This window comes from Butyrivibrio sp., assembly GCF_017433805.1.
Lineage (GTDB): Bacteria > Bacillota > Clostridia > Lachnospirales > Lachnospiraceae > Butyrivibrio.
In genome coordinates this window covers 76,594-96,956 of record NZ_JAFRGN010000027.1, presented here as the reverse complement: position 1 = coordinate 96,956, position 20,363 = coordinate 76,594, and the positions used below count along the sequence as shown (strand labels likewise).

Genomic DNA, 20,363 nt, shown 5'->3' with positions numbered 1-20,363 from the left:
TTCTCAGCCTATATGTTTATCTGAGCATTTTCATCTGCATAGTATCCGGATCCTGCGCAAACTGAATTGCCATTTCTCTTGAAATCTTCTGAGCTCTGTACATCTCCATGATCGCATCATCCATGGAAATCATTCCAAGCTTACGGTTAGTCTGCATAACAGTAAGAAGCTGATGGGACTTACCTTCTCTGATAAGGTTTCGTACAGCACTGTTAACATGCAGAACCTCAAAGGCTGCAACTCTGGAAACACCGTCTGCTGCCGGAATCAGCTGCTGGGAAATGATGGCTTCCAGAACGCTTGCCAGCTGTATTCTGATCTGTTGCTGCTGGTGAGACGGGAATACATCAATAAGTCTGTCTACCGTATTGCTGGCACCAATTGTATGAACTGTAGAAAGAACCAGATGTCCTGTTTCAGCCGCTGTTATGGCAGTACTGATAGTCTCAAGGTCTCTCATCTCTCCTACAAGAATAACATCAGGGTCTTCTCTAAGCGCTGCTCTTAAGGCATTAGCATAGGAATTGGAGTCCGTACCAATCTCTCTCTGATTAACGATAGACATCCTGTGCTGATAGGTGAACTCGATAGGATCCTCAAGCGTGATAACATGAGCTTCTCTATTGTTATTGATGGTATCAATGATTGAAGCCAGTGTCGTAGACTTACCACTTCCTGTAGGGCCTGTAACCAGTACCAGTCCACGTTTCTTTTTGTATAATTCGCTTACTCCCTCAGGGATTCCCAGTGACTCTATTGATGGAATCTCAGAAGCAACAACTCTGAAAGCCATAGCAATAGAGCCTCTTTGCTTGAACACGTTAAGTCTGTATCTTCCGACTCCGCGGATAGAAAAAGACATATCGTGCTGTCCGTTCTCTTCAAGCTTCTCAAGCTGTTTCTCAGACATTATCTCCTGGGCAATAGCCAGAGTATCTGGAGGCAGCATCTTATTGAAATTCTCCATCGGAACAAGTTTACCATTAAGTCTCATCTTGGGAGGAAGACCTACAGTAACGTGAACATCTGATGCACCATTATCTTTTGCTTCTCTTAAGATATCTTCAATAATCGACATATTCTGTTCCCCTCATATAGTTTAAACAAAATAACACATTAATTATGACGGCAAAAGAGAAAAAAATCAAATTTTATCAGGTCAATTCATCAAGAGTATTTCCGTAAGAGGAAAGGAATTCATTAACAAAATCAAGCACCTCAGGTAGCTCCTGATAGAGACTTCTTACTGCTTTACCAGTGCTCTCTTTAGCTGTTCTGAACTCTGTGTTTCCAACATTTACCTCGCTGATGCACTTTATAAGCGCAGAGAGCTTATCTGCTGCCTTAACAAGCTTTCTGATATAGCGCTCTTCCTCAGAATCACCTGGAACAAAAATTTCCTCATAAATTGGTCTCATATCATCAGGAAGCTTTTCAAGGAGCTTGCTGTCTGCAAGCGCCTCTACTTCCTTGTAAGCGTGCTTTAAATCTGAATTAAAGTACTTAACAGGAGTTGGCATGTCACCTGTGATGATCTCTGAAGCATCGTGGTAAAGACCGATAAGCGCAGCCTTATTGGCATCAAGATGCTTGCCATATCTCACGTTTCCAATAGTACAAAGAGCGTGTGCGATCATTGCAACCTCCATTGAGTGCTCACACAGGTTCTCCTGTCTTGTATTTCTCATAAGTGCCCATCTGTCGATGTATTTCATTCTGGATATAAGGGCAAAAAAGTTGTAGTTCATGCTAAATCTCCCATAAGAGTTTCAATCTCATCAATGATGCTTCCGATGTAGTCAATTGTATCAAGAAGAGCTGCGTCAGTTGTAACGTCAACGCCTGCCATCTTGGCAAAGCCAATAGGATCAACGCTTCTACCTGCAGCAAGAGTCTTCTTCCAATCCTCTACTGCTGTAGCGCCTTCTTTCTGAATTCTCTTCATAACCTGAGTAGCAATTGTCAGGCTGGCACTGTAGCTGTAGGAATAAAGTCCCATGTAGTAATGTGGCTGACGCATCCATGTAAGCTCGCAGCCTTCTGTAAGCTCAACCTCATCTCCCCAGAACTTCTCGAGAACCTTCTTGTAAATGTCACACAGTGTCTCTGCTGGAACAGCCTCTCCCTTATCAGCAATCTTGTAAACCTCTCTCTGATAAGCAGCCTCAAGAAGGTGAGTTACAAAGTTGTGATAGTAAGTATTAGAAATCTGTGAAGCCAGTACCCATCTGCGGAAGCGCTTGTCATCTCCGCTCTTTGACTTGAGGTACTCAGCCATGAGAAGCTCATTTATTGTTGATGGAGCTTCTACCACGTAGTTAGAAACTGACATTGAATCAAATATGCTGCGGGCTTCACCACAAGCATAGAAGTGACCAGCATGTCCAAGCTCGTGAGCAAGGGTAAATACGTCGCTCATTCTGTCATTCCAGGATAAAAGAATATATGAACCCTTTCTGTATGGGCTAGCGCAGAATCCTCCTGTTGACTTACCAATGTTCTGAGCAAAATCGATCCATCTCTCATCGTAAGCTCTTTTCAGCATCTCGCCGTACTCAGGGCCCATAATTGAAAGCCCGTCCAGAATGTATTCCTTGGACTTCTCGATTGTAACCTTAGGATCATAGTCAGGATCCAGTGCGATCTTGAGATCAGCATAGGTCATCTTATCAAGACCGTTAGCTTTTTTAAGGAGTCTTGCAAACTTGCGCATATGTGGAGCAAGCTTATCCATGATGATGTCGATCTGGCGATCATACATTTCTCTTGTAACATTCTGACTCATCAAAAGAGAATCAATAACATTATCATAATGGCGAAGGTCTGAAATGATCTTCTCTGTACGAACATGAGCACCATACTGAGCAGCTGTTGTGTACATATATTCATGAAGCTTATTTGAAAAAGCCTTGAAGGCAGCGCGACGCACCTTGGTATTTTTTTCATATTCATAATTATCCTCGAAAAGAGAATAACCAAGAGGATAGCTCTTGCCATCCACCTCAAAATCAGGGAACTGAATATCTGCAAGCTTGGTCTGCTCGTACATGCTGTATGGAGCACTGAAGCTCTCACTAAGTGCTACAAGAGTTGCCTCTGTCTCTGCTCCAAGTCTGTGAGGCTTGTATCTCATAATATCTTCCAGATATGATCTGGCATCTGTAGCCATTTCAAGTGCTTCTGCGATAACCTCCTTAGGAGCATCAGATATCTCGCTGTCGATAAAAGAGAGTCTGCTGAAAGCCTGCATATACTCTGCAGTTGCCATTGAATCAAGTCTTGTATTCTCAGCATCTGTATGATCTACAGACAGATTAAGGCTTGTATAATTGGAAACATGGTCAATTCCTTCGTAGAACTTACCATATTCAGCAAGGCACTCATTTATGATCTTGCCGTTTGTAAGCTTCCCTTTGTACTTTTCTTCAATCTCTTTGCTGAGTCTTGTACACTCGTGAAGAGTATCAAGACATTCCTCTTTAGTCTTAAAAATTCTGGATGTATCCCATGTGAGATTCTCCGGAATCTCACTTCTTTTCTTAAGTGTCTCTGCCATGTTGCCATCCTCCATTAATTCATTATTTAGATAACAATAGGCTTCGCCCGACATATGTCGACCTAAGCCTATCTATTTACTAATCAAGCAAAAAATCTGCCATCACCGTATTGCTGACATCCATTCCCTCATCTGAAAGAAAAAGATTATCACCGTCCTTAATGAGGAGGCCTTCAGCAATGTATTTCTCTATTATTTTACCATAAACTTCATCTATGTCCTGCCCAAATTCTGCCTTAAAATCAGAGCAGCAAACTCCGCTCGTAAGGCGAAGGCCCAGGAACATGAATTCTTCCATGCACTCACTTTTCGTAAGGCTGTGAAGCTCTTTTTTATTACTCTCATGAGAAAGATACTCATTAAACTCTTCAGTATTCTTCCACCTGATATTATCAACCATACTGGAAGCCCCAAGTCCCAGGCCAAGGTAATTACCTCTTTTCCAGTAAACCTTGTTGTGGTAGCACTCGTAGCCATCCCTTGAATAGTTGGATATCTCATATCTGTGATAACCGTGCTCAGAAAGGAAGCGCTTAGTCTCGTGATACATTCGCCTGTCCTCTTCTTCATCAGGAAAATCAAGCTCCATGTCATAAAAAGGAGTTCCCTCCTCCACAATAAGGCTATAAGCAGAGATGTGTTCAGGGTTAAGGTTCACCACCTTGGACAAGGTCTCCATATAGGAATCCATACTCTGACCAGGAAGGGCGCTCATGATATCCACGTTAATATTATCAAAGCCTGCTCTTCTGGCATTCTCAAAGGTCTCACGAAACATATCCGCGTTATGAGCTCTGCCGATTCGCGCAAGCTCCTCATCGTTAAGAGACTGTGCTCCAATGCTGATACGATTAATTCCAGCCTCTCTGTAAGCCTGCAGCTTATCATATATAGCAGATGCAGGATTGCACTCTATACTAATCTCCGCATCATCCGCTACGTTAAAGTTCTCCCTGGTGCATTTCAATGTATCGCAGATGTGCTCAGCATCCACATAGCTTGGTGTTCCGCCGCCAAAGAAAATGCTCTTCACCTGTAAATTCCTAAAATCAGCCGATTTCTCTTTTACCTCAGTTAAAAGAGCTACGAAGTAATCATCAATAGCTCTTTTATCGCAGTTAAAAGACAAAAAGTCGCAGTACAGGCACTTACGCACGCAAAAAGGAATATGAACATATATGGATAAACTATCTTTATTTATCAGCATATTCGTTATCAGTCTGTGTTATCAAGCTTGAGAACGCTAAGGAATGCTGCCTGTGGTACTTCAACGTTACCAATCTGGCGCATCTTCTTTTTACCCTCTTTCTGTTTCTCAAGAAGTTTCTTCTTACGGGAAATATCACCACCGTAGCACTTAGCCAAAACGTCTTTCCTGTAGGCTTTAACTGTCTCTCTGGCAATTACCTTGCCACCAACTGCTGCCTGGATAGGAATCTCGAACATGTGCCTTGGTATCTCATCCTTGAGCTTCTCGCACATCTTACGGCCTCTCTCATAGGCACCATCCTTGTGTACGATGAAGGAAAGGGCATCAACCTCTTCTCTGTTAATGAGAATATCGAGCTTAACAAGCTCTGATCTCTCGTAGCCCTTGAGCTCGTAGTCAAAAGAAGCATAGCCTCTTGATCTTGACTTGAGCGCATCGAAGAAGTCGTAGATAATCTCATTAAGAGGAAGCTCATACTTGAGGATAGCTCTGGACTGCTCGATGTAGTCTGTACTAAGGTACTTGCCTCTTCTCTCCTGACACAGCTGCATGATCGCACCTACATAGTCAGTTGTAACCATGATCTCGCCGTTAACAATAGGCTCTTCCATGTATTCGATTTCAGATGGATCAGGAAGGTTAGTTGGGTTTGTAAGGTCAAAGCATGTTCCATCTGTCTTGTGAACCTTGTAAACAACGGAAGGCGCTGTAGTAACAAGGTTAAGGTCATACTCTCTTTCAAGTCTCTCCTGAATAACTTCCAAATGAAGAAGTCCAAGGAAACCTGCTCTGAATCCAAAGCCGAGAGCCTGTGAAGTCTCTGGCTCATAGAATAAAGATGCGTCATTGAGCTGAAGCTTCTCTAGAGCATCACGAAGGTCTGAATAGTGAGCAGAATCAGCTGGGTAAAGGCCGCAGTAAACCATAGGCATTACCTTCTTGTAACCAGGAAGTGCCTCTGAGCATGGATTAGCAAGGTCTGTTACTGTGTCGCCAACTCGTGTATCCTGAATATTCTTGATTGAAGCAGTGAAGTATCCTACATCACCTGCTGAAAGCTCATCACTGGCAATAAATCTTCCAGGGCCAAAGTATCCAACCTCTACAACATCAGCCTCAGCATCAGTTGCCATGAACTTAACCTTCATGCCCTTTCTGATAACGCCATCTCTTACACGAACAAATACGATAACACCTCTGTAGGAATCGTAAATACTATCGAAAATAAGCGCCTTAAGAGTTCCGTTTGGATCTCCTACTGGAGCTGGAATCTTGTGTACAACAGCCTCAAGTACGTCCTCGATACCAATACCATTCTTGGCTGAAATAAGAGGTGCATCCTGAGCTTCGATTCCGATGACATCCTCGATCTCATCCTTAACCTCCTGTGGCTGAGCACTTGGAAGGTCAATCTTATTGATAACAGGGAAAACATCAAGGTCGTGATCAAGTGCCATATATACATTGGCAAGAGTCTGCGCCTCAACACCCTGCGTAGCATCTACTACAAGGATAGCTCCATCGCAGGCAGCAAGAGATCTTGAAACCTCGTATCCAAAGTCAACATGACCTGGTGTATCGATCATGTTGAAGGTATATTCCTCACCGTCCTTGGCCTTGTAGATCATACGAACAGCCTGAGATTTAATGGTAATTCCCCTCTCTCGCTCGATATCCATGTTATCAAGGACCTGATTCTGCATCTCACGAAGAGTCAGAACACCTGTCTTCTCAATCATTCTATCTGCAAGTGTTGATTTACCATGATCTATATGTGCAACAATACAAAAATTCCTAATTTTATCCTGATTCACTTAAAATACCTCATTTATTTTTTTAGTCAGCATCCTTATAATAACATGTAAGAAACCAAAAATCTATTGACAGTATATAGATTTTATTCTAAAATATAATCCGTATGTGGCATTAACTGTCCGTGTCCGGCTTAATGCGCACACGAACATGAATTATAAACAATTTGTAAGCATATCGGAGGTAATTATGGCAAATATTAAATCCGCCAAGAAGAGAATTTTAGTAAACGAGAAGAAGGCTGCTAGAAACCAGATGATCAAGTCTGCTGTTAAGACTGAGGTTAAGAAGGTTCGCGCTGCTGTTGAGGCAGGTAACAAGGAAGAGGCTGCTAAGGCACTTCTTGCAGCTACATCAGCTATCGATAAGGCTGAGTCAAAGGGTGTTTTCAAGAAGAACACAGCTTCTAGAAAAGTTTCTCGTCTTGCTCAGGCTGTTAACAAGATGGCTTAACTTTTACTTAATAGATAAATACGTAATAATAAAACCTCGCATCTTCTCACCGATGCGAGGTTTTTTGTTATACTTTTTTCTTATCAGTCCTCATGTCTGTTTCTTCTGGATACTCTCTCTTTTACTTCCTCAAGACTAAACTTAAATTTCTCAGAGTACATGGTTGGGTTACCCATGATAGTGCGCTCTTTATACCATTCAAAGAAGTTCTTAACAGGACTTGGCGTTACTCTGTCCATGATAATTCTATACTTGGCATAAAGCTCAGATACCTCTTCTCTTACACCCATAACATAATCTGAAGGATTGAGCATTATCTTTTCCCTGATTGTAGAGAAAGACTTCTCAAGAGAAGAGCTAAGGACATCAATTCTGCTGCTAATGCCGTTACTAAAGCCCTCTACCCTGCTACTGATTCCGTTACTGATGCCTTCAACTCTGTTGCTGATACCAGCACCTAACCCTTCAATTCTATTGCCGATACCTTCCACAGTATTTCCAATGCCTTCCCTTACATCTTCTCCCCTAAATGCCACTAACACATCAAGGCGCTTTTGCATCTTGCGCATTTCTTCCTTGGCTCTATCCATATATGCAAGGACATCGCGAAGTTCAAGGGCTGTCTTAAACGCGATCATGAAATCGCAGCTGATAAGAGCCGTCAGAACAGTTGTCGCGATCGACACAAATCTCATTGGAAGCATTAAAAGAATTTTCTCAATAGGGAGTTGCAGGAAATGAGAAAAGACAACTGTACATACTCCCCAGAACAATGAAGACTCAAGGCAAATATAGCCCTTGTAATTAAACTTCTTGTGGTCATAGGTCCAATATCTCACTTTAAAAAGAGTCTCCATGAGAACTCCGGTCAGATATTCAAGGACAGTTGCTCCTATGCATCCTGCGATATAGACTAGCAAAAGATTATCATAGAACGGTTTGGATACGATCAGCATCATTGTTCCGCCGCATCCATACAAAGGTAAAAAGGGGCCTCTCATAAAGCCCCTGTTCACAAATCGTTTTTTTAAAATCGATACATAAGCTGTTTCCCAACACCATCCACAAAAACTGTAGAAAAAGAAAAGAAAGAGCCACTGTGGTGGATTATAGTTAAACATTATTCCCCCCTACCCCCTAGGCAACTAATTACTGTTCTGGATTAGAGAAATCAATTACCTGATTCTCAGGCGCATTTGTCTTCTCTACAGAAATAGCCTTGAGAACAGGACCCTCACCCTGATACTCAGGCACATACTCTTTAACTACCTTGGCAGTTACAAGAACCCAGTCCTTCTCAACAAGTGACTTGGTATCCTCGTACTCACAGGCAAATCCAAGGAACTGCATATCCTGTGCACAGCAAGTCATAGCCATTCTGCCTGGAACGAATCTGTTCTCAGGGAACTCTTCTGGCTTAAGAACCATCCCCTTGAATCTTACTGTCTTGCCCTCATATCTCTCAACATGATCAAGAGCATCAAGGTAGAACATTCCATAGCCGTAGTTATTAAGGTCAATAGGGTTAGCATTAAGGTCAAATGGAAGATCCTCATCAAGAGTTACATCCACTTCGCCATTTTTGTCCTCGAAAATAATGTCAGCCTTCTGGTTAATAGCCTTAACATTTCTCTTATAAGAAGCAAGGTCCTCGATTCCATCACATCTGTTGAAAAGGATCAGATCAGAATTACGGATCTGCTCTGCAAGAAGTGACTTCATGTTGCTGAAATACAGCTCAAAGCTGGAAGCATCAATAACTGTAATCTGCTGCTCAAGATTCCACATTACTGGAAGTCTCATGTTCTTGAAGTTCCACATACCGTTGTACTCAACAAGAATACGCTCTGGGTTATGCTTGGCATCAAGAGCTACAAGAGCATCAGGATTAAAGTCCTCTTCATCCTCGATTCTCTCTACTACTGTATTGGTTGACTTAAGGAGCTTCTCCTCGTAATCATTCTCACCATCCTCACAAACAATGAGAAGTGTCTTGCCCTTTGTTCTGAAATATGGCTGTGCAATTGTGTAGCGGAAGAAGTCTGTCTTACCGCTGTCAAGAAATCCGTTAATAATATATACTGGTTTCAATTTGGCTCTCCTAATCATATAAAACACCGAATACCGTCACATCCGGTAAAAGACATGACGGTATAACTATCTACTAAATATTTCTTACAGTCTTCTGAAAAGCTTCTCAAGATTCTCTTCCTTGAGCTGAGAACCGATTACGCAGAACTTACCTGTTACATCTGCAGCACCGTCTCTGACATCAGCTTCTCCTGGCACATAGTCAAATTCAATCCACTGACCATCTGCTGTAGGAACAACACCCTTTGTACGAAGAACGATACCAAATCTCTCCTCGTCCTCAAGCTGACCAAGCATCTTCTCGATCTCATCCTTAGTGTACTTAAGAGGAGTCTCCATACCCCAGCTAACGAATACGTCATGGGCTGCATGATCATGGTCATGATCGTGGTGGTGATGATGGTGATGCTCATGCTCATGCTCGTCATCATCATCGTCGTGGTGATGGTGGTGGCAGCACTCATGCTCATCGTCATCATCGTCGTGATCATGGTGGTGGTGATGGTGATGCTCGTGCTCATCCTCGTCATCGTCATCATGATGATGGTGGTGGCAGCACTCATGCTCGTCATCATCGTCGTGATCGTGGTGGTGATGGTGGTGCTCGTGCTCATGCTCGTCATCATCATCGTCATGATGGTGGTGGTGACAGCAGCACTCATCCTCATCCTCATCCTCATCGTCATCATCATCGTGATGTGCCTTGTATACCACAGAACCATCCTCATTAACAACCTTGTGGCTTCCATGGTCATGGTGATGATGGTGGTGATGCTCTTCCTCTTCCATTACCTGCTTAAGAAGCTCTGCCTCGAGGTCGTTGTTACCCTCGAAGGTATCAAGGATCTCTTTACCAGTGATCTGATCAAGAGGAGTTGTGATAATTGTAGCCTTAGCGTTATGCTGACGGATAAGCTCTACTGCCTCCTCGATCTTCTTCTGATCTGCCTTATCTGTTCTGGTAAGGATAACAGTTCCAGCGTTCTCAATCTGGTTGATGAAGAATTCACCGAAGTTCTTGATATAAACCTTAGCCTTGGAAACATCAACAACTGTAACAGCGCTGTTGAGCTCCATCTCTGATGAACCCTCAGCGATGTTCTGAATAGCTCTCATAACATCTGAAAGCTTACCAACGCCTGATGGCTCGATAAGTATACGCTCTGGTGCGTACTGATCCATAACCTGTTTAAGTGATGTCTCGAAATCACCAACAAGTGAACAACAGATACAACCTGAGTTCATCTCTGTGATCTCGATGCCAGCTTCCTTGAGGAAGCCTCCATCAATACCGATCTCACCAAATTCGTTCTCAATGAGAACTACCTTTGTTCCATTTAACGCTTCTTTTAAAAGCTTCTTGATGAGAGTTGTCTTACCAGCTCCCAAAAAGCCAGAAATAATATCTATTTTAGTCATATTATGCTCCAATCTGCACATAATTCTGTGCTATATACACTACAACAAACTACATTGTAAGCATCGGCTAGCATAATGTCAAGAAAGCCAGTTTTATGCATATTTAGCGTTTTAATATGTTACTTCTGCAGCGATGACCTGGCCTGCTACTCGTCCACAGGAAGCTCTGTAGCCTATGATTCTCTGGTTATCACATCTACCAACTTCTCCGATACCGTTTGCCATAATTCCGCCTCCGCAGGAAGTGCAGTTACCAACGTAAAAGATATTCTGATCAAGTACGCCATCTCCATCTACGTCAAAGTAGTATCCGCCATAGTCAACAGAGGTTGCCACGCCGCTTCCTCCACATGGTCCATAAATAGGCTGACCAAAGCATCCTCCAGATGAAGAGCTTGTCTCAGAGCCATAAGCACTTCCTGATGAAAAAGAGCCATCTACAACTCTTTCATCAGTACTTCCATTACTATGAACATGATGAGTATAAGTAATATTAGCCGGGAGCAATGAAACATCCGCTGTGACTGTGATGCTGTCATAGTAGCCTCCTTCCAAAGTCTGTGTATTATTTTCTCTTGAAAGAGCTATGTTGGCAGATCCGTGATTAGGCATAGTGCCTATTACCATTTCGCCGTTAACATATGCGGTTTCTCCAGCCAAAATGTGCTCTGCAGATGCTGTAGCATCACTTGTAGCTGTTCCAGCTATTTCTTTATCGTTAACTATTACTGTCTGCCCAGCCATTACCTTTTCTGGTGTAACAGAACGCTCTGCATTCTCTGTTTTTCTTTCTGCATCGAGCATTCTGTTTCCAAGTTCCTTTATTCCTGTGTCGATATCACCGAATGTAGCATCCTCTTTTACGGAAACTCCGAATGTGAGCAATGTGGACACTAACTGCTTTTTGCCATTACTCACACGCTGAAAAACCGAGTCAAGCTTACTGTTGATACCAGCGGCTGCAGAATCAATATAGGATTTCATATCTCCAAAGCCGTCACCTACAGACTTGTTGATCGAAGAAAAATTATTGCTGACTGTGCTGTTTACTGTAGAAAGCTCTGAATTGATTTCCTCGAACTCTTTCGACATCTGTTCCTTATTATTGGCTTCGCCCTTTTCAATCATAGATTTCAGATTATCAATCTGTGAAGTTGTACCATTAATATTTGTGTGCACTTCCTTAAGCTTACTATCAAGCTTACTATCGAGCTTGGTAACTGTTTCATTGATAGTCTTAGACTCTTCAGAATTACTAGTCTTTTCACTGATTGAATTAAGACTCTCCTGATTGCTGTTAACTGCCTGATCAAGTTTATTCAAATGCTCGCCTATCTCTCCAAGCTTATCTGCAGTATCCTGGTTAGCCTGTTTCTCACTCTCAGCAAGCTCTTCAGTAGCTGTCGATGCAACGATAGGTGTGCTTATGTAGATAAGGCCACCACTTAAGATAAGCGCAATAATAACCGCAATAGCTACAACCTTGGTATCATGTCTCTTTAGCTTCTTGAGTAATTCTTTGACAGAATTATTCCCTTTTTCTTTCTTTTTAAATAAATTCATTTCCTTCTCCTTTTCTTTTACGCACAAAAAGGCACAAAAAGAGACGAAATGAGATCCCAGTAGTAGCCTTAGGGCGCTTACTAAATATTTGTTAGTGGAATGATCTACGGAAGATTTTCCGCGATCCTTTGCCGACTGAATGTCGACGAAAATTCATTATACAGAAAACATATTAAAAGACAAGATATTTTTTTGTGAATAATTTGTGAAACGATCTTTAGTACAGATATATTCTGATTTGTAATAGGTCAAAAATCTACATGATTGATTTTATCTAGCCTGGCACAGATCATACCACCGATTATGCCGACAATTACTCCGCTGAAAATACCAGAAAACCACAGAATAGGAAGATACCATGCTATCGCTTTTGTGTTCATGAAAATCATGGCAGCAATTATCTGGCCAATATTGTGTGTTATGCCACCTGCTGCGCTGACGCCGACTATCTTGAATCTGTTTGTCTTTTTGAGAATTATCATGACAATGGTACTGAGCATACCACCAGTAATGGAGAACGCAAAGCTCATAGCAGTTCCAAAGAGCATTGAAACTACTATTATTCTGAGTATATTGATACCCATAGCACTTTTCGCATCAAGAATATAAAGAGTTACCAGAACTACAATGTTAGTAAGGCCAAGCTTCATTCCAGGGATAGCAACAAACGCAGGAATCTGTGATTCCACGTAGCTAAGAATAAGAGCAAGGGCTATAAGAACTCCATATAATGAAATTTTCTTAGTGTTCATAGTCCCCTCCGCCATACATTTATATCAGTATTAATTATGGTAATCTATATATCCCGTAGTCTATCTATATCAGTCACTTCTTACGAAACGGTGTCGTATTCTGTCTTTGTTTTCCCATTGTCTCTGATCTCGACGATCACCCTGTTAGGCAGGCAGATAATGGATTGCCCAGCATGACTGATCTTCCCCATCCCCATGCACAGGTGATCCGGGCATGATGCATCTGACATATAGGCTTCCCCATCCCGAATAATGAGTGTATTGTGACCCTCATCATATCCAGATATCTCGTACGTCCTGTCCTCATCAAGCGGAAAGCTGGCCACTTCTACACCATCTACGCTAACTACAACCCGTTTGCCGTCCTGCTCTTCAGTAAGCTTTCTTGCAAACAAAGCTCCAACCACGATCAGGGTGCTCAGAAGCAGTATCAATATCAATTTTATGTCATTTTTCCCAAGGAATTTGTTCATAGACTAGTAGAATCCCCATGTATTCTCTTTTTCATACCCATTTTATTATAGCATAATAGCCTACTTAGTATTTCTGCTCAGTATTTCTTCATAGTATTTCTGCTTAGTATTTCTTCATAGTATTTCTGCTTAGTATATGCGCTATCTTCTATGTAGTTGCCATATACGCTAATGTCTTACATGTATTTTGCCACATAAGAGGCCACAACGCCATACAGTTTGCATTTTGTCGGTGTGACATATACCTCTTACTGCTAATATCAACAAATCCTCCTTTCAGCCGTAGCCTATTTTTTTCCTTACGGCTGAATTCCTTATTTTTCAATTTTTATAGTAGTCAGGAGAAAAAAAGTGACCCAAAATCTAAACGTGCCTACGTCTGATATGGGATTATCTTTATTCCAGCCGTAAAACCAGCTTTTATGAAGGAATTTTCTTGACTTCAATCAAGTTTCAAAAGCATTTTCTTACTGCTCGGATCAGCTTTTTTCATTTTCAGCGGTAGGAAAAAAATAAGGCTACCCCCGCAGGATAAAAACACAAGATATAGACGTAAAAATATTCTCATATATGTCTTTTTGAAATCGCAATATCGAATCCCGAATATTATTCCCAAATCTAAGCCCATAAAACAAATACCACTTGTCTTACATATTATTCAAAATCCATGTTGTATGCTGTGGTCAATGCTCATCAGATTAGATATAATCATTATTGTGGCTCGCAAGCCAGAACCCTTGAATTATCAAGCATTCTCCTCTCTCAACCAGCAGTTGGTTTGATAATTCAGAGGTCATTTGGGTAACTCAACCAATGGTTCGTGTTCAAAATCCGCTCTTAGAAATAAGCTATAGCATGAAGGAGGCAAATTTTAAATGGATCAGATCAAGACAGGAAAGTTCATTGCCGGTTTAAGAAAAGAGAAAGGTTTAACCCAGGCTCAGCTTGCTGAAAAGCTTAACATAACCGACAGGGCAATTTCCAAATGGGAAACAGGAAAAAGTATGCCGGATTCATCTATCATGCTAGAGCTTTGCAGCATCTTAGGGATTACGGTCAACGAACTATTAAGCGGAGAGAGGATTGAAATGAACAACTTTGAAGAAAAGGCTAACGAGAATTTACTGGAATTAAAACGTAAGGATGAAAAGAACTTTAAACTAAACACAGTAATGTCAATAATTTACACTGTGGTAATACTCACAAGCATTGTAATATGTGGTATCTGCGATTTTTCTATATCAGGAAGCTTTACCTGGTCACTGATTACCTTTGCAGCAATCATTTATGCATGGCTTATCTCTATTCCGATGATATATCTAGGCCAAAGAGGTGTTAAAGTATCACTAATATCTACTAGCATATTCACACTTCCATTTTTGTATGTACTTAGTGTTCTTATACACACAAAAGCTTTATTTAGTATTGGCGCTATTATGGCGATTATCGCAATCGCTTATCTATGGATTGTGTATTATCTTTTCACACGATTCCAGAATCGCAAGTTTCTTGCATGTGGAATCACTGTTTTAACTGCAGTTGCAATAAGTATTATCATCAACATAATCCTATCCAGAATGCTTGGCGCACCTATATTTGATATCTGGGATGCACTATCAGTAGTACTTCTCCTGATCACCGGCCTGGGGCTTATCTGGGTCGATGCTAAAATAAGAAAAATCCCACCATCATAAGATGGTGGGATTTTGTATTTAAATGAATTTGATTCAAACAGCTTTAATAGCTTTCTTAGGGCACTTCTCTACGCAGGTACCGCAGTGTGTGCACTTATCCTGATCAATGTGTGCCACATTGTTCTCTACAGTGATAGCGCCGGCTGGACAATTCTTCTCGCAGATGTGACATGCGATACAACCAACCTTACAGTAGCCGTTAACAAGCTTACCCCTATCCTGAGACTTACAGGCAACTGACTGTTTAGCGTCGTAAGGAATAAGGTCGATCAGGTGGCGAGGACAAATATCGATACACTTGCCACAGGCTTTACACTCTTCCTTGTCTACAACAGCGATGCCATTTACAACGTGGATAGCATCGAACTGACAAACTGATACGCAACTTCCGCCGCCGAGGCATCCAAATGCACAGGTCTTGGATCCGCCGCCTGGAGCCTGCATCTGAAGTCTACAATCTGCAACTCCGCTGTACTCGTACTGCTGCTGTGCCTGTTCACAGTCACCACCGCAGTGTACATAAGCTACCATTCTCCTGGAATCACCAGCCTCAACGCCCATGATCTCAGATATTGCAGCCGCAACCGGAGCGCCACCAACAGGGCACTGATTAACTGCTGCTTCACCCTTTGCAATGGCTGCTGCACAGCCTGAACATCCAGGATATCCACAACCACCGCAGTTATTACCAGGAAGAACTTCTAAGATAGCTGCTTCCTTTTCATCTACATCTACATGCAACTTCATGTCTGCTATGCCAAGGATTATACCAATTACAATTCCGACACCAGCAACAACACAAGTTGCAATAAGTATTCCAGTAAATATTCCACTACTCATTGTCTTATCTCCTTGTAATCAGTATTTACTTTAAAGCTGAAAATCCGGTAAAAGCTATAGCCATGAGACCTGATGTAAGAAGTACCAGAGGCATTCCCTTAAATGGTGCAGGAATATCGTTGTACTCCATCTTCTCTCTAAGACCAGCCAGGATAACAATTGCGATAGTAAATCCAACTGCAGTAGCAAATCCGCAAACTACGCTCTGAAGAATTGTATATCCATCTGTAACGTTGTTAAGTGCTACACCAAGAACTGCGCAGTTAGTTGTGATAAGAGGAAGATATACACCAAGTGCCTGATAAAGGGATACGATGTATTTCTTGAGAATCATCTCAACAAACTGAACCAGCATGGCAATTACAAGGATGAATACAATTGTCTTAAGGTAAGACAGATCAAGCGGATTCAAAATGAACTTGTAAATGATGCTACATACAAGTGATGCAAGTGTGATAACGAAGATACAGGCGCCTCCCATTCCAAGAGCTGTGTCTGTTTTCTTGGATACACCAAGGAATGGACAAAGGCCAAGGAACTGGCTCAGTACTACGTTATTAACAAGTGAAGCTGATATCATAAGGCCTACTAAACTTAAGATTGTTTCCATAATTATTCAGCCTCCTTTCCTGCAATAATCTTATCAGCAGCTGCTTCTTCAGCAGATGAGCAGCATCCGTTGCCGAACTTGGAAACGTCCTTGCCCTTCTTGGCCATGTTGGACTTGATCTTGTTCATGATGGCAATGAGGAATGCCAGAACAAAGAACGCACCAGCCTGCTGGATGAAGATACTTACTGGCTGATAACCTGAAAGGAATGCTCCTACAGGGCCAGGTACAACAGTTCCTTCTCCAAGGATCTGAACATCAAATGCTGTTCCAGCACCGATAAACTCACGGATAAGACCAATAACAGTAATAGCGCAGGTAAATCCGATACCCATACCAATTCCATCAAAGAATGAAGGAACGATGCCATGCTTACTAGCATAAGCTTCTGCTCTACCAAAGATGATACAGTTAACAACGATAAGAGGAATGTATACGCCAAGCGCCTTATTAAGTGTTGGCACATACGCCTTCATCAGAAGTTCAACCAGTGTAACGAAAGAAGCGATTACAACGATGAAGGATGGAATTCTGACCGTTGAAGGAATCACCTTACGAAGTGCAGAAATAACTGCATTACTAAGTGCCAGAACGAATGTGGTTGCAAGTCCCATTCCAAGGCCGTTAATGGCTGAAGATGTAACCGCAAGTGTAGGACACATACCGATCATCAGAACCAGCGTTGGGTTCTCAACTACAAGTCCGTTAAAAAATCGTTCTGCAGGAGTATCCTGTTTAAAGCCCAAAGCGCCTTTTTTTGCCTGAGTGCTCATATCAGTTTCCTCCTTTCAATGCTTTTTCAAAATATGTAACAGCGCCGTTAACGCCTTCTGTAACTGCTCTTGAAGTAATTGTAGCTCCGGAAATAGCTTCTATCTGAACATTTGCATCAGTAAGCTGTCCGTTCTTAACTACAGTAAAGGTAGTAGCATTCTTATTCTCAAACTGAGGTCTGATAACCTTGTCTGCATTCATACCAAGACCAGGAGTCTCAGCAATTGAGATGATTGAGATGCCATTTATAACGCCTTCATTTGTGATACCAACTGTATACTCAATGAAGTCTCCGTATCCCTTGGACTTAACCTGGATAACGTAGCCAGCAGCATTGCCGCTTCCGTCAACAGCTCTTTTTACACTCTCAATAGTAACTCCAGGATGAGCAGCAGAAACTGCCTCTGCTACTGCAGCGTCGAGCTCCGCATCCTCAAAGGTCTGAGCAGTAGCGAAAACTGACTGATTAGCCTTGTCTTGTGCCAGCTTATCCTGATAAGCGATTGGTTCCTTGGTAACCTGGTAAACCAGTCCCAGAAGAACACCTGCCACAAGAGTAATTGTGAAAAGAATTAGGGCGTTTTTGATCATGCTTAATGTATCGTTCATGCTTTCTTCGCCTCCTTCTTAACAGATTTCTTAATTCCAAAGGCTCTAGGAATAGTGAACTTCTCAATAAGTGGCACCAGAAGGTTTGTAATTACGATGGCAAAAGAAACACCCTCTGCGTTAGCACCGAAGACTCTGAATATTCCTGTCAAAATGCCAAGGATAAGACCGTAAATTAATCTTCCCTTAGGAGTGATAGGGCATGTAACATAGTCAGTTGCCATAAAGAAGGCACCAAGCATAAGTCCGCCACCTGCGATGTGTGCAGAAATATATGACCAGTTAAATCCGTATCCGCCGAAAAGAGCTACAAACAATGCAAAAGAAATAATGTAGGTGAATGGGATCACATAATCAATTATTCCAACTGCAAAAAGGATAATTGCTCCGATTGCGATGCAGAGCATTGATGTCTCACCGATAGTACCAGCAGTTCTACCAATGAGCATATCCATTACGTTAACCTCAACACCGTTCTTGAGATTAGCAAGAGGTGTTGCACCTGTGTAAGTATCTGTCACAAAGTTTGTCATAAGGGCCGGGAATGAAATTACCAAAAAGCATCTTCCGCCGAGAGCTGGGTTCATGAAGTTCTGTCCCAGTCCGCCAAAGAGCTGCTTAACCATTATGATTGCGAAGATACCACCCAGAACCGGGATCCACCACGGCACTGTAGATGGCAGGTTCATTCCAAGTAAAAGACCTGTTACAACCGCGGAGAAATCTCCGATAGTTACCGGCTTTTTAAGCGCCTTCTCATAAATAAACTCGGAGAGTACGCAGGAAGCCACTGATAATAAAAGAATAATTAGTGCATCTATTCCAAAATTGTAGATACCAAAACCTGCAGCAGGCAGAAGTGCTATTACTACCCACATCATGATATTAGATGTTGTGGTCTTGGATCTGACATGTGGATTGGACGACACTCTTCTAAGATCGCTCATCTTATCTTAATCCTCCCCTCACTTTTTCCTCTTGCCGAGCTGAATCTTTCTCATACCTTTGATCAGCTGAGTAAGCTGACGTCTGGCTGGACAGATATAGCTACAGCATCCACACTCACAACATTCCATTCCGTACATATTAAGGAAAGTCTGCTCGTCATTGTGTTCAACAGCATCTGCAAGGTTCTTGGGAACGAGTCGCTCCGGACAAACCTCGACGCAGCGTGCACAGTTAATGCAGGCACTTGGCTCCATTTCTGAAACTGCGTCCTGTGAAAATGCTGTAATAGCTGATGCAGTCTTGGTTGTAGGCACATCAAGATCAAAGATAGCAAAGCCCATCATAGGACCACCAGAAATGATCTTGGCTGGCTCTGTTACAAAACCACCTGCTTCATCTATAAGCTCTTTATAGTTAGTACCAATTCTGACCTTATAGTTCCTTGGATCTGCTATGCAGTCGCCTGTAATGGTAACGATTCTCTCCATGAGAGGACGTCCCTCTTTGACAGCTCTGCAAACAGCGCAAAGAGTATCAACGTTATCAACGATACAACCAGCATCAGCAGGAAGCATTGAAGAATTGATCTCTCTGCCAGTGCAGGCGTAGATGAGCATTCTCTCAGCGCCCTCAGGATACTTGGTCTTAACAGCCTTAACGCTGATCTTATCCTCGTTCCTTGTAAGCTCCCTGAACTTGGCAATACAGTCAGGCTTGTTATCCTCAATTGCAAGAATGCCTCTTGCATTAGGGAATATGCTGACAGCAACCTTAAGTCCTTCAAGGAGGAGCTCAGGCTCTTCTATCATTCGTCTATAGTCAGAAGTCAGATATGGCTCACACTCTGAACAGTTGGCGATGACATAATCAATCTTGTCAGGTTCCTTTGGCGCAAACTTAACTGCGGTAGGGAATCCTGCACCACCCATACCAACAACTCCAGCCTCACGCACTGCTGCGATCTTATCCTCTGGAGTCATCTCTTCATACGGCTTGGCAGGCTTAAACTCCACCTCTTCATACTTACCATCGTTTTCAACGATGATACTGTCGCACATAGCACCTGTAGTAAGACGACGTTTTTCAATTGCTTTAACTGTTCCGGAAACTGTTGCAAAGATATTAGCAGAAACAAATCCGCCTGCTTCTGCAATCTTTTGACCGGTAAGAACGTGATCACCAACAGCCACTGTTGGCTTAGCTGGCGCACCGATGTGCTGAGACAGAGGATATACCAGATCCCCTTTTGGTAGCACTGATTTGATGGGCTTATCCTTGGACAATTCCTTGCCTTCATATGGATGGATTCCGCCCGTAAACGTACCTCTAGCCATTTCCTACCCTTCTTTCAATTATTTTTTGAAAATATCCCAGATAGAACATCCAGGAAGATTTTCCCCAACATCTTTAGTATATCCATTTTTAGCCAAAAATGCCATATATGTATCAAATATTTGTTCATTAATGCTCACAAAAAAGATAATGTAATGATATTTTTTCTAAAGAATATTTTCCAGCATGATGATATAATACATATAGCGTGCAATATTCCCGTGTTT

19 protein-coding genes are annotated in these 20,363 nt (G+C 42.1%); 2 read left to right on the top strand and 17 right to left on the bottom strand.

What is annotated here, in order from left to right; translation table 11 throughout:
• Window positions 1-16: 16 nt before the first annotated feature.
• The 5 genes from IJI01_RS07290 to lepA all read right to left on the bottom strand — a co-directional run bounded on the left by IJI01_RS07290 (window position 17) and on the right by lepA (window position 6,580).
• The gene (locus tag IJI01_RS07290) at window positions 17-1,078 is read right to left on the bottom strand and encodes a type IV pilus twitching motility protein PilT (RefSeq protein ID WP_292188039.1); all 1,062 of its coding nucleotides are present in this window, start codon (window positions 1,076-1,078) and stop codon (window positions 17-19) included.
• Between the two features lie 76 nt (window positions 1,079-1,154).
• On the bottom strand, window positions 1,155-1,748 hold the full coding sequence (gene yfbR, locus IJI01_RS07285) for a 5'-deoxynucleotidase (protein WP_292188036.1): 594 nt from the start codon (window positions 1,746-1,748) through the stop codon (window positions 1,155-1,157).
• The gene (gene pepF, locus IJI01_RS07280; RefSeq protein WP_292188033.1) at window positions 1,745-3,556 is read right to left on the bottom strand and encodes an oligoendopeptidase F; all 1,812 of its coding nucleotides are present in this window, start codon (window positions 3,554-3,556) and stop codon (window positions 1,745-1,747) included. The genes yfbR and pepF overlap by 4 nt, the downstream gene beginning before the upstream one ends.
• A 79-nt stretch (window positions 3,557-3,635) precedes the next feature.
• Window positions 3,636-4,763 (bottom strand): radical SAM family heme chaperone HemW, encoded by a 1,128-nt coding sequence (hemW, locus tag IJI01_RS07275; protein ID WP_292188031.1) that lies wholly within the window; start codon window positions 4,761-4,763, stop codon window positions 3,636-3,638.
• Window positions 4,764-4,771: 8 nt separating this feature from the next.
• Window positions 4,772-6,580, bottom strand: a complete 1,809-nt coding sequence (gene lepA, locus IJI01_RS07270; RefSeq protein WP_292188028.1) for a translation elongation factor 4 — start codon at window positions 6,578-6,580, stop codon at window positions 4,772-4,774.
• 187 nt (window positions 6,581-6,767) lie between these two features.
• Between lepA and rpsT the strand changes: the two genes are divergently transcribed.
• Window positions 6,768-7,031, top strand: a complete 264-nt coding sequence (gene rpsT, locus IJI01_RS07265) for a 30S ribosomal protein S20 (protein ID WP_026489610.1) — start codon at window positions 6,768-6,770, stop codon at window positions 7,029-7,031.
• 83 nt (window positions 7,032-7,114) lie between these two features.
• On the opposite strand, the gene IJI01_RS07260 is transcribed toward rpsT, so the two are convergent.
• The 6 genes from IJI01_RS07260 to IJI01_RS07235 form a co-directional block, all read right to left on the bottom strand.
• The gene (locus tag IJI01_RS07260; protein WP_292188025.1) at window positions 7,115-8,152 is read right to left on the bottom strand and encodes a putative ABC transporter permease; all 1,038 of its coding nucleotides are present in this window, start codon (window positions 8,150-8,152) and stop codon (window positions 7,115-7,117) included.
• Window positions 8,153-8,180: 28 nt separating this feature from the next.
• Window positions 8,181-9,140 carry a TIGR03943 family putative permease subunit gene (locus tag IJI01_RS07255; protein ID WP_292188023.1) on the bottom strand — a complete coding sequence of 320 codons (960 nt, stop codon included), beginning with the start codon at window positions 9,138-9,140 and terminating at the stop codon, window positions 8,181-8,183.
• A gap of 66 nt (window positions 9,141-9,206) precedes the next feature.
• Window positions 9,207-10,541 carry a CobW family GTP-binding protein gene (locus IJI01_RS07250; RefSeq protein ID WP_292188020.1) on the bottom strand — a complete coding sequence of 445 codons (1,335 nt, stop codon included), beginning with the start codon at window positions 10,539-10,541 and terminating at the stop codon, window positions 9,207-9,209.
• Between the two features lie 111 nt (window positions 10,542-10,652).
• Complete coding sequence (locus tag IJI01_RS07245; RefSeq protein ID WP_292188017.1) at window positions 10,653-12,104, bottom strand: hypothetical protein; 1,452 nt, start codon at window positions 12,102-12,104, stop codon at window positions 10,653-10,655.
• Between the two features lie 248 nt (window positions 12,105-12,352).
• Complete coding sequence (locus IJI01_RS07240) at window positions 12,353-12,856, bottom strand: Gx transporter family protein (protein WP_292188014.1); 504 nt, start codon at window positions 12,854-12,856, stop codon at window positions 12,353-12,355.
• 80 nt (window positions 12,857-12,936) lie between these two features.
• Entirely contained in the window at window positions 12,937-13,329 is a 393-nt protein-coding gene (locus IJI01_RS07235) for a NusG domain II-containing protein (RefSeq protein WP_292188011.1), read from the bottom strand.
• Window positions 13,330-14,204: 875 nt separating this feature from the next.
• Here IJI01_RS07235 and IJI01_RS07230 point away from each other — a divergent pair.
• Window positions 14,205-15,023 carry a helix-turn-helix domain-containing protein gene (locus IJI01_RS07230; RefSeq protein ID WP_292188008.1) on the top strand — a complete coding sequence of 273 codons (819 nt, stop codon included), beginning with the start codon at window positions 14,205-14,207 and terminating at the stop codon, window positions 15,021-15,023.
• 33 nt (window positions 15,024-15,056) lie between these two features.
• On the opposite strand, the gene IJI01_RS07225 is transcribed toward IJI01_RS07230, so the two are convergent.
• Genes IJI01_RS07225 through rsxC form a run of 6 tightly spaced genes read right to left on the bottom strand, consistent with a single transcriptional unit; the run spans window position 15,057 to window position 20,138 of the window.
• Window positions 15,057-15,863, bottom strand: a complete 807-nt coding sequence (locus tag IJI01_RS07225) for an RnfABCDGE type electron transport complex subunit B (RefSeq protein WP_292188006.1) — start codon at window positions 15,861-15,863, stop codon at window positions 15,057-15,059.
• Between the two features lie 25 nt (window positions 15,864-15,888).
• Window positions 15,889-16,473, bottom strand: a complete 585-nt coding sequence (gene rsxA, locus IJI01_RS07220; protein WP_029674322.1) for an electron transport complex subunit RsxA — start codon at window positions 16,471-16,473, stop codon at window positions 15,889-15,891.
• Window positions 16,474-16,475: 2 nt separating this feature from the next.
• On the bottom strand, window positions 16,476-17,246 hold the full coding sequence (gene rsxE, locus IJI01_RS07215) for an electron transport complex subunit RsxE (RefSeq protein ID WP_292187995.1): 771 nt from the start codon (window positions 17,244-17,246) through the stop codon (window positions 16,476-16,478).
• Between the two features lies 1 nt (window position 17,247).
• Complete coding sequence (locus IJI01_RS07210) at window positions 17,248-17,856, bottom strand: RnfABCDGE type electron transport complex subunit G (RefSeq protein ID WP_292187992.1); 609 nt, start codon at window positions 17,854-17,856, stop codon at window positions 17,248-17,250.
• Window positions 17,853-18,803 carry an RnfABCDGE type electron transport complex subunit D gene (locus tag IJI01_RS07205; protein ID WP_292187989.1) on the bottom strand — a complete coding sequence of 317 codons (951 nt, stop codon included), beginning with the start codon at window positions 18,801-18,803 and terminating at the stop codon, window positions 17,853-17,855. Before IJI01_RS07205 ends, IJI01_RS07210 begins: the two co-directional genes overlap by 4 nt.
• Before the next feature lie 18 nt (window positions 18,804-18,821).
• Complete coding sequence (gene rsxC, locus IJI01_RS07200) at window positions 18,822-20,138, bottom strand: electron transport complex subunit RsxC (protein WP_292187987.1); 1,317 nt, start codon at window positions 20,136-20,138, stop codon at window positions 18,822-18,824.
• Window positions 20,139-20,363 lie beyond the last annotated feature (225 nt).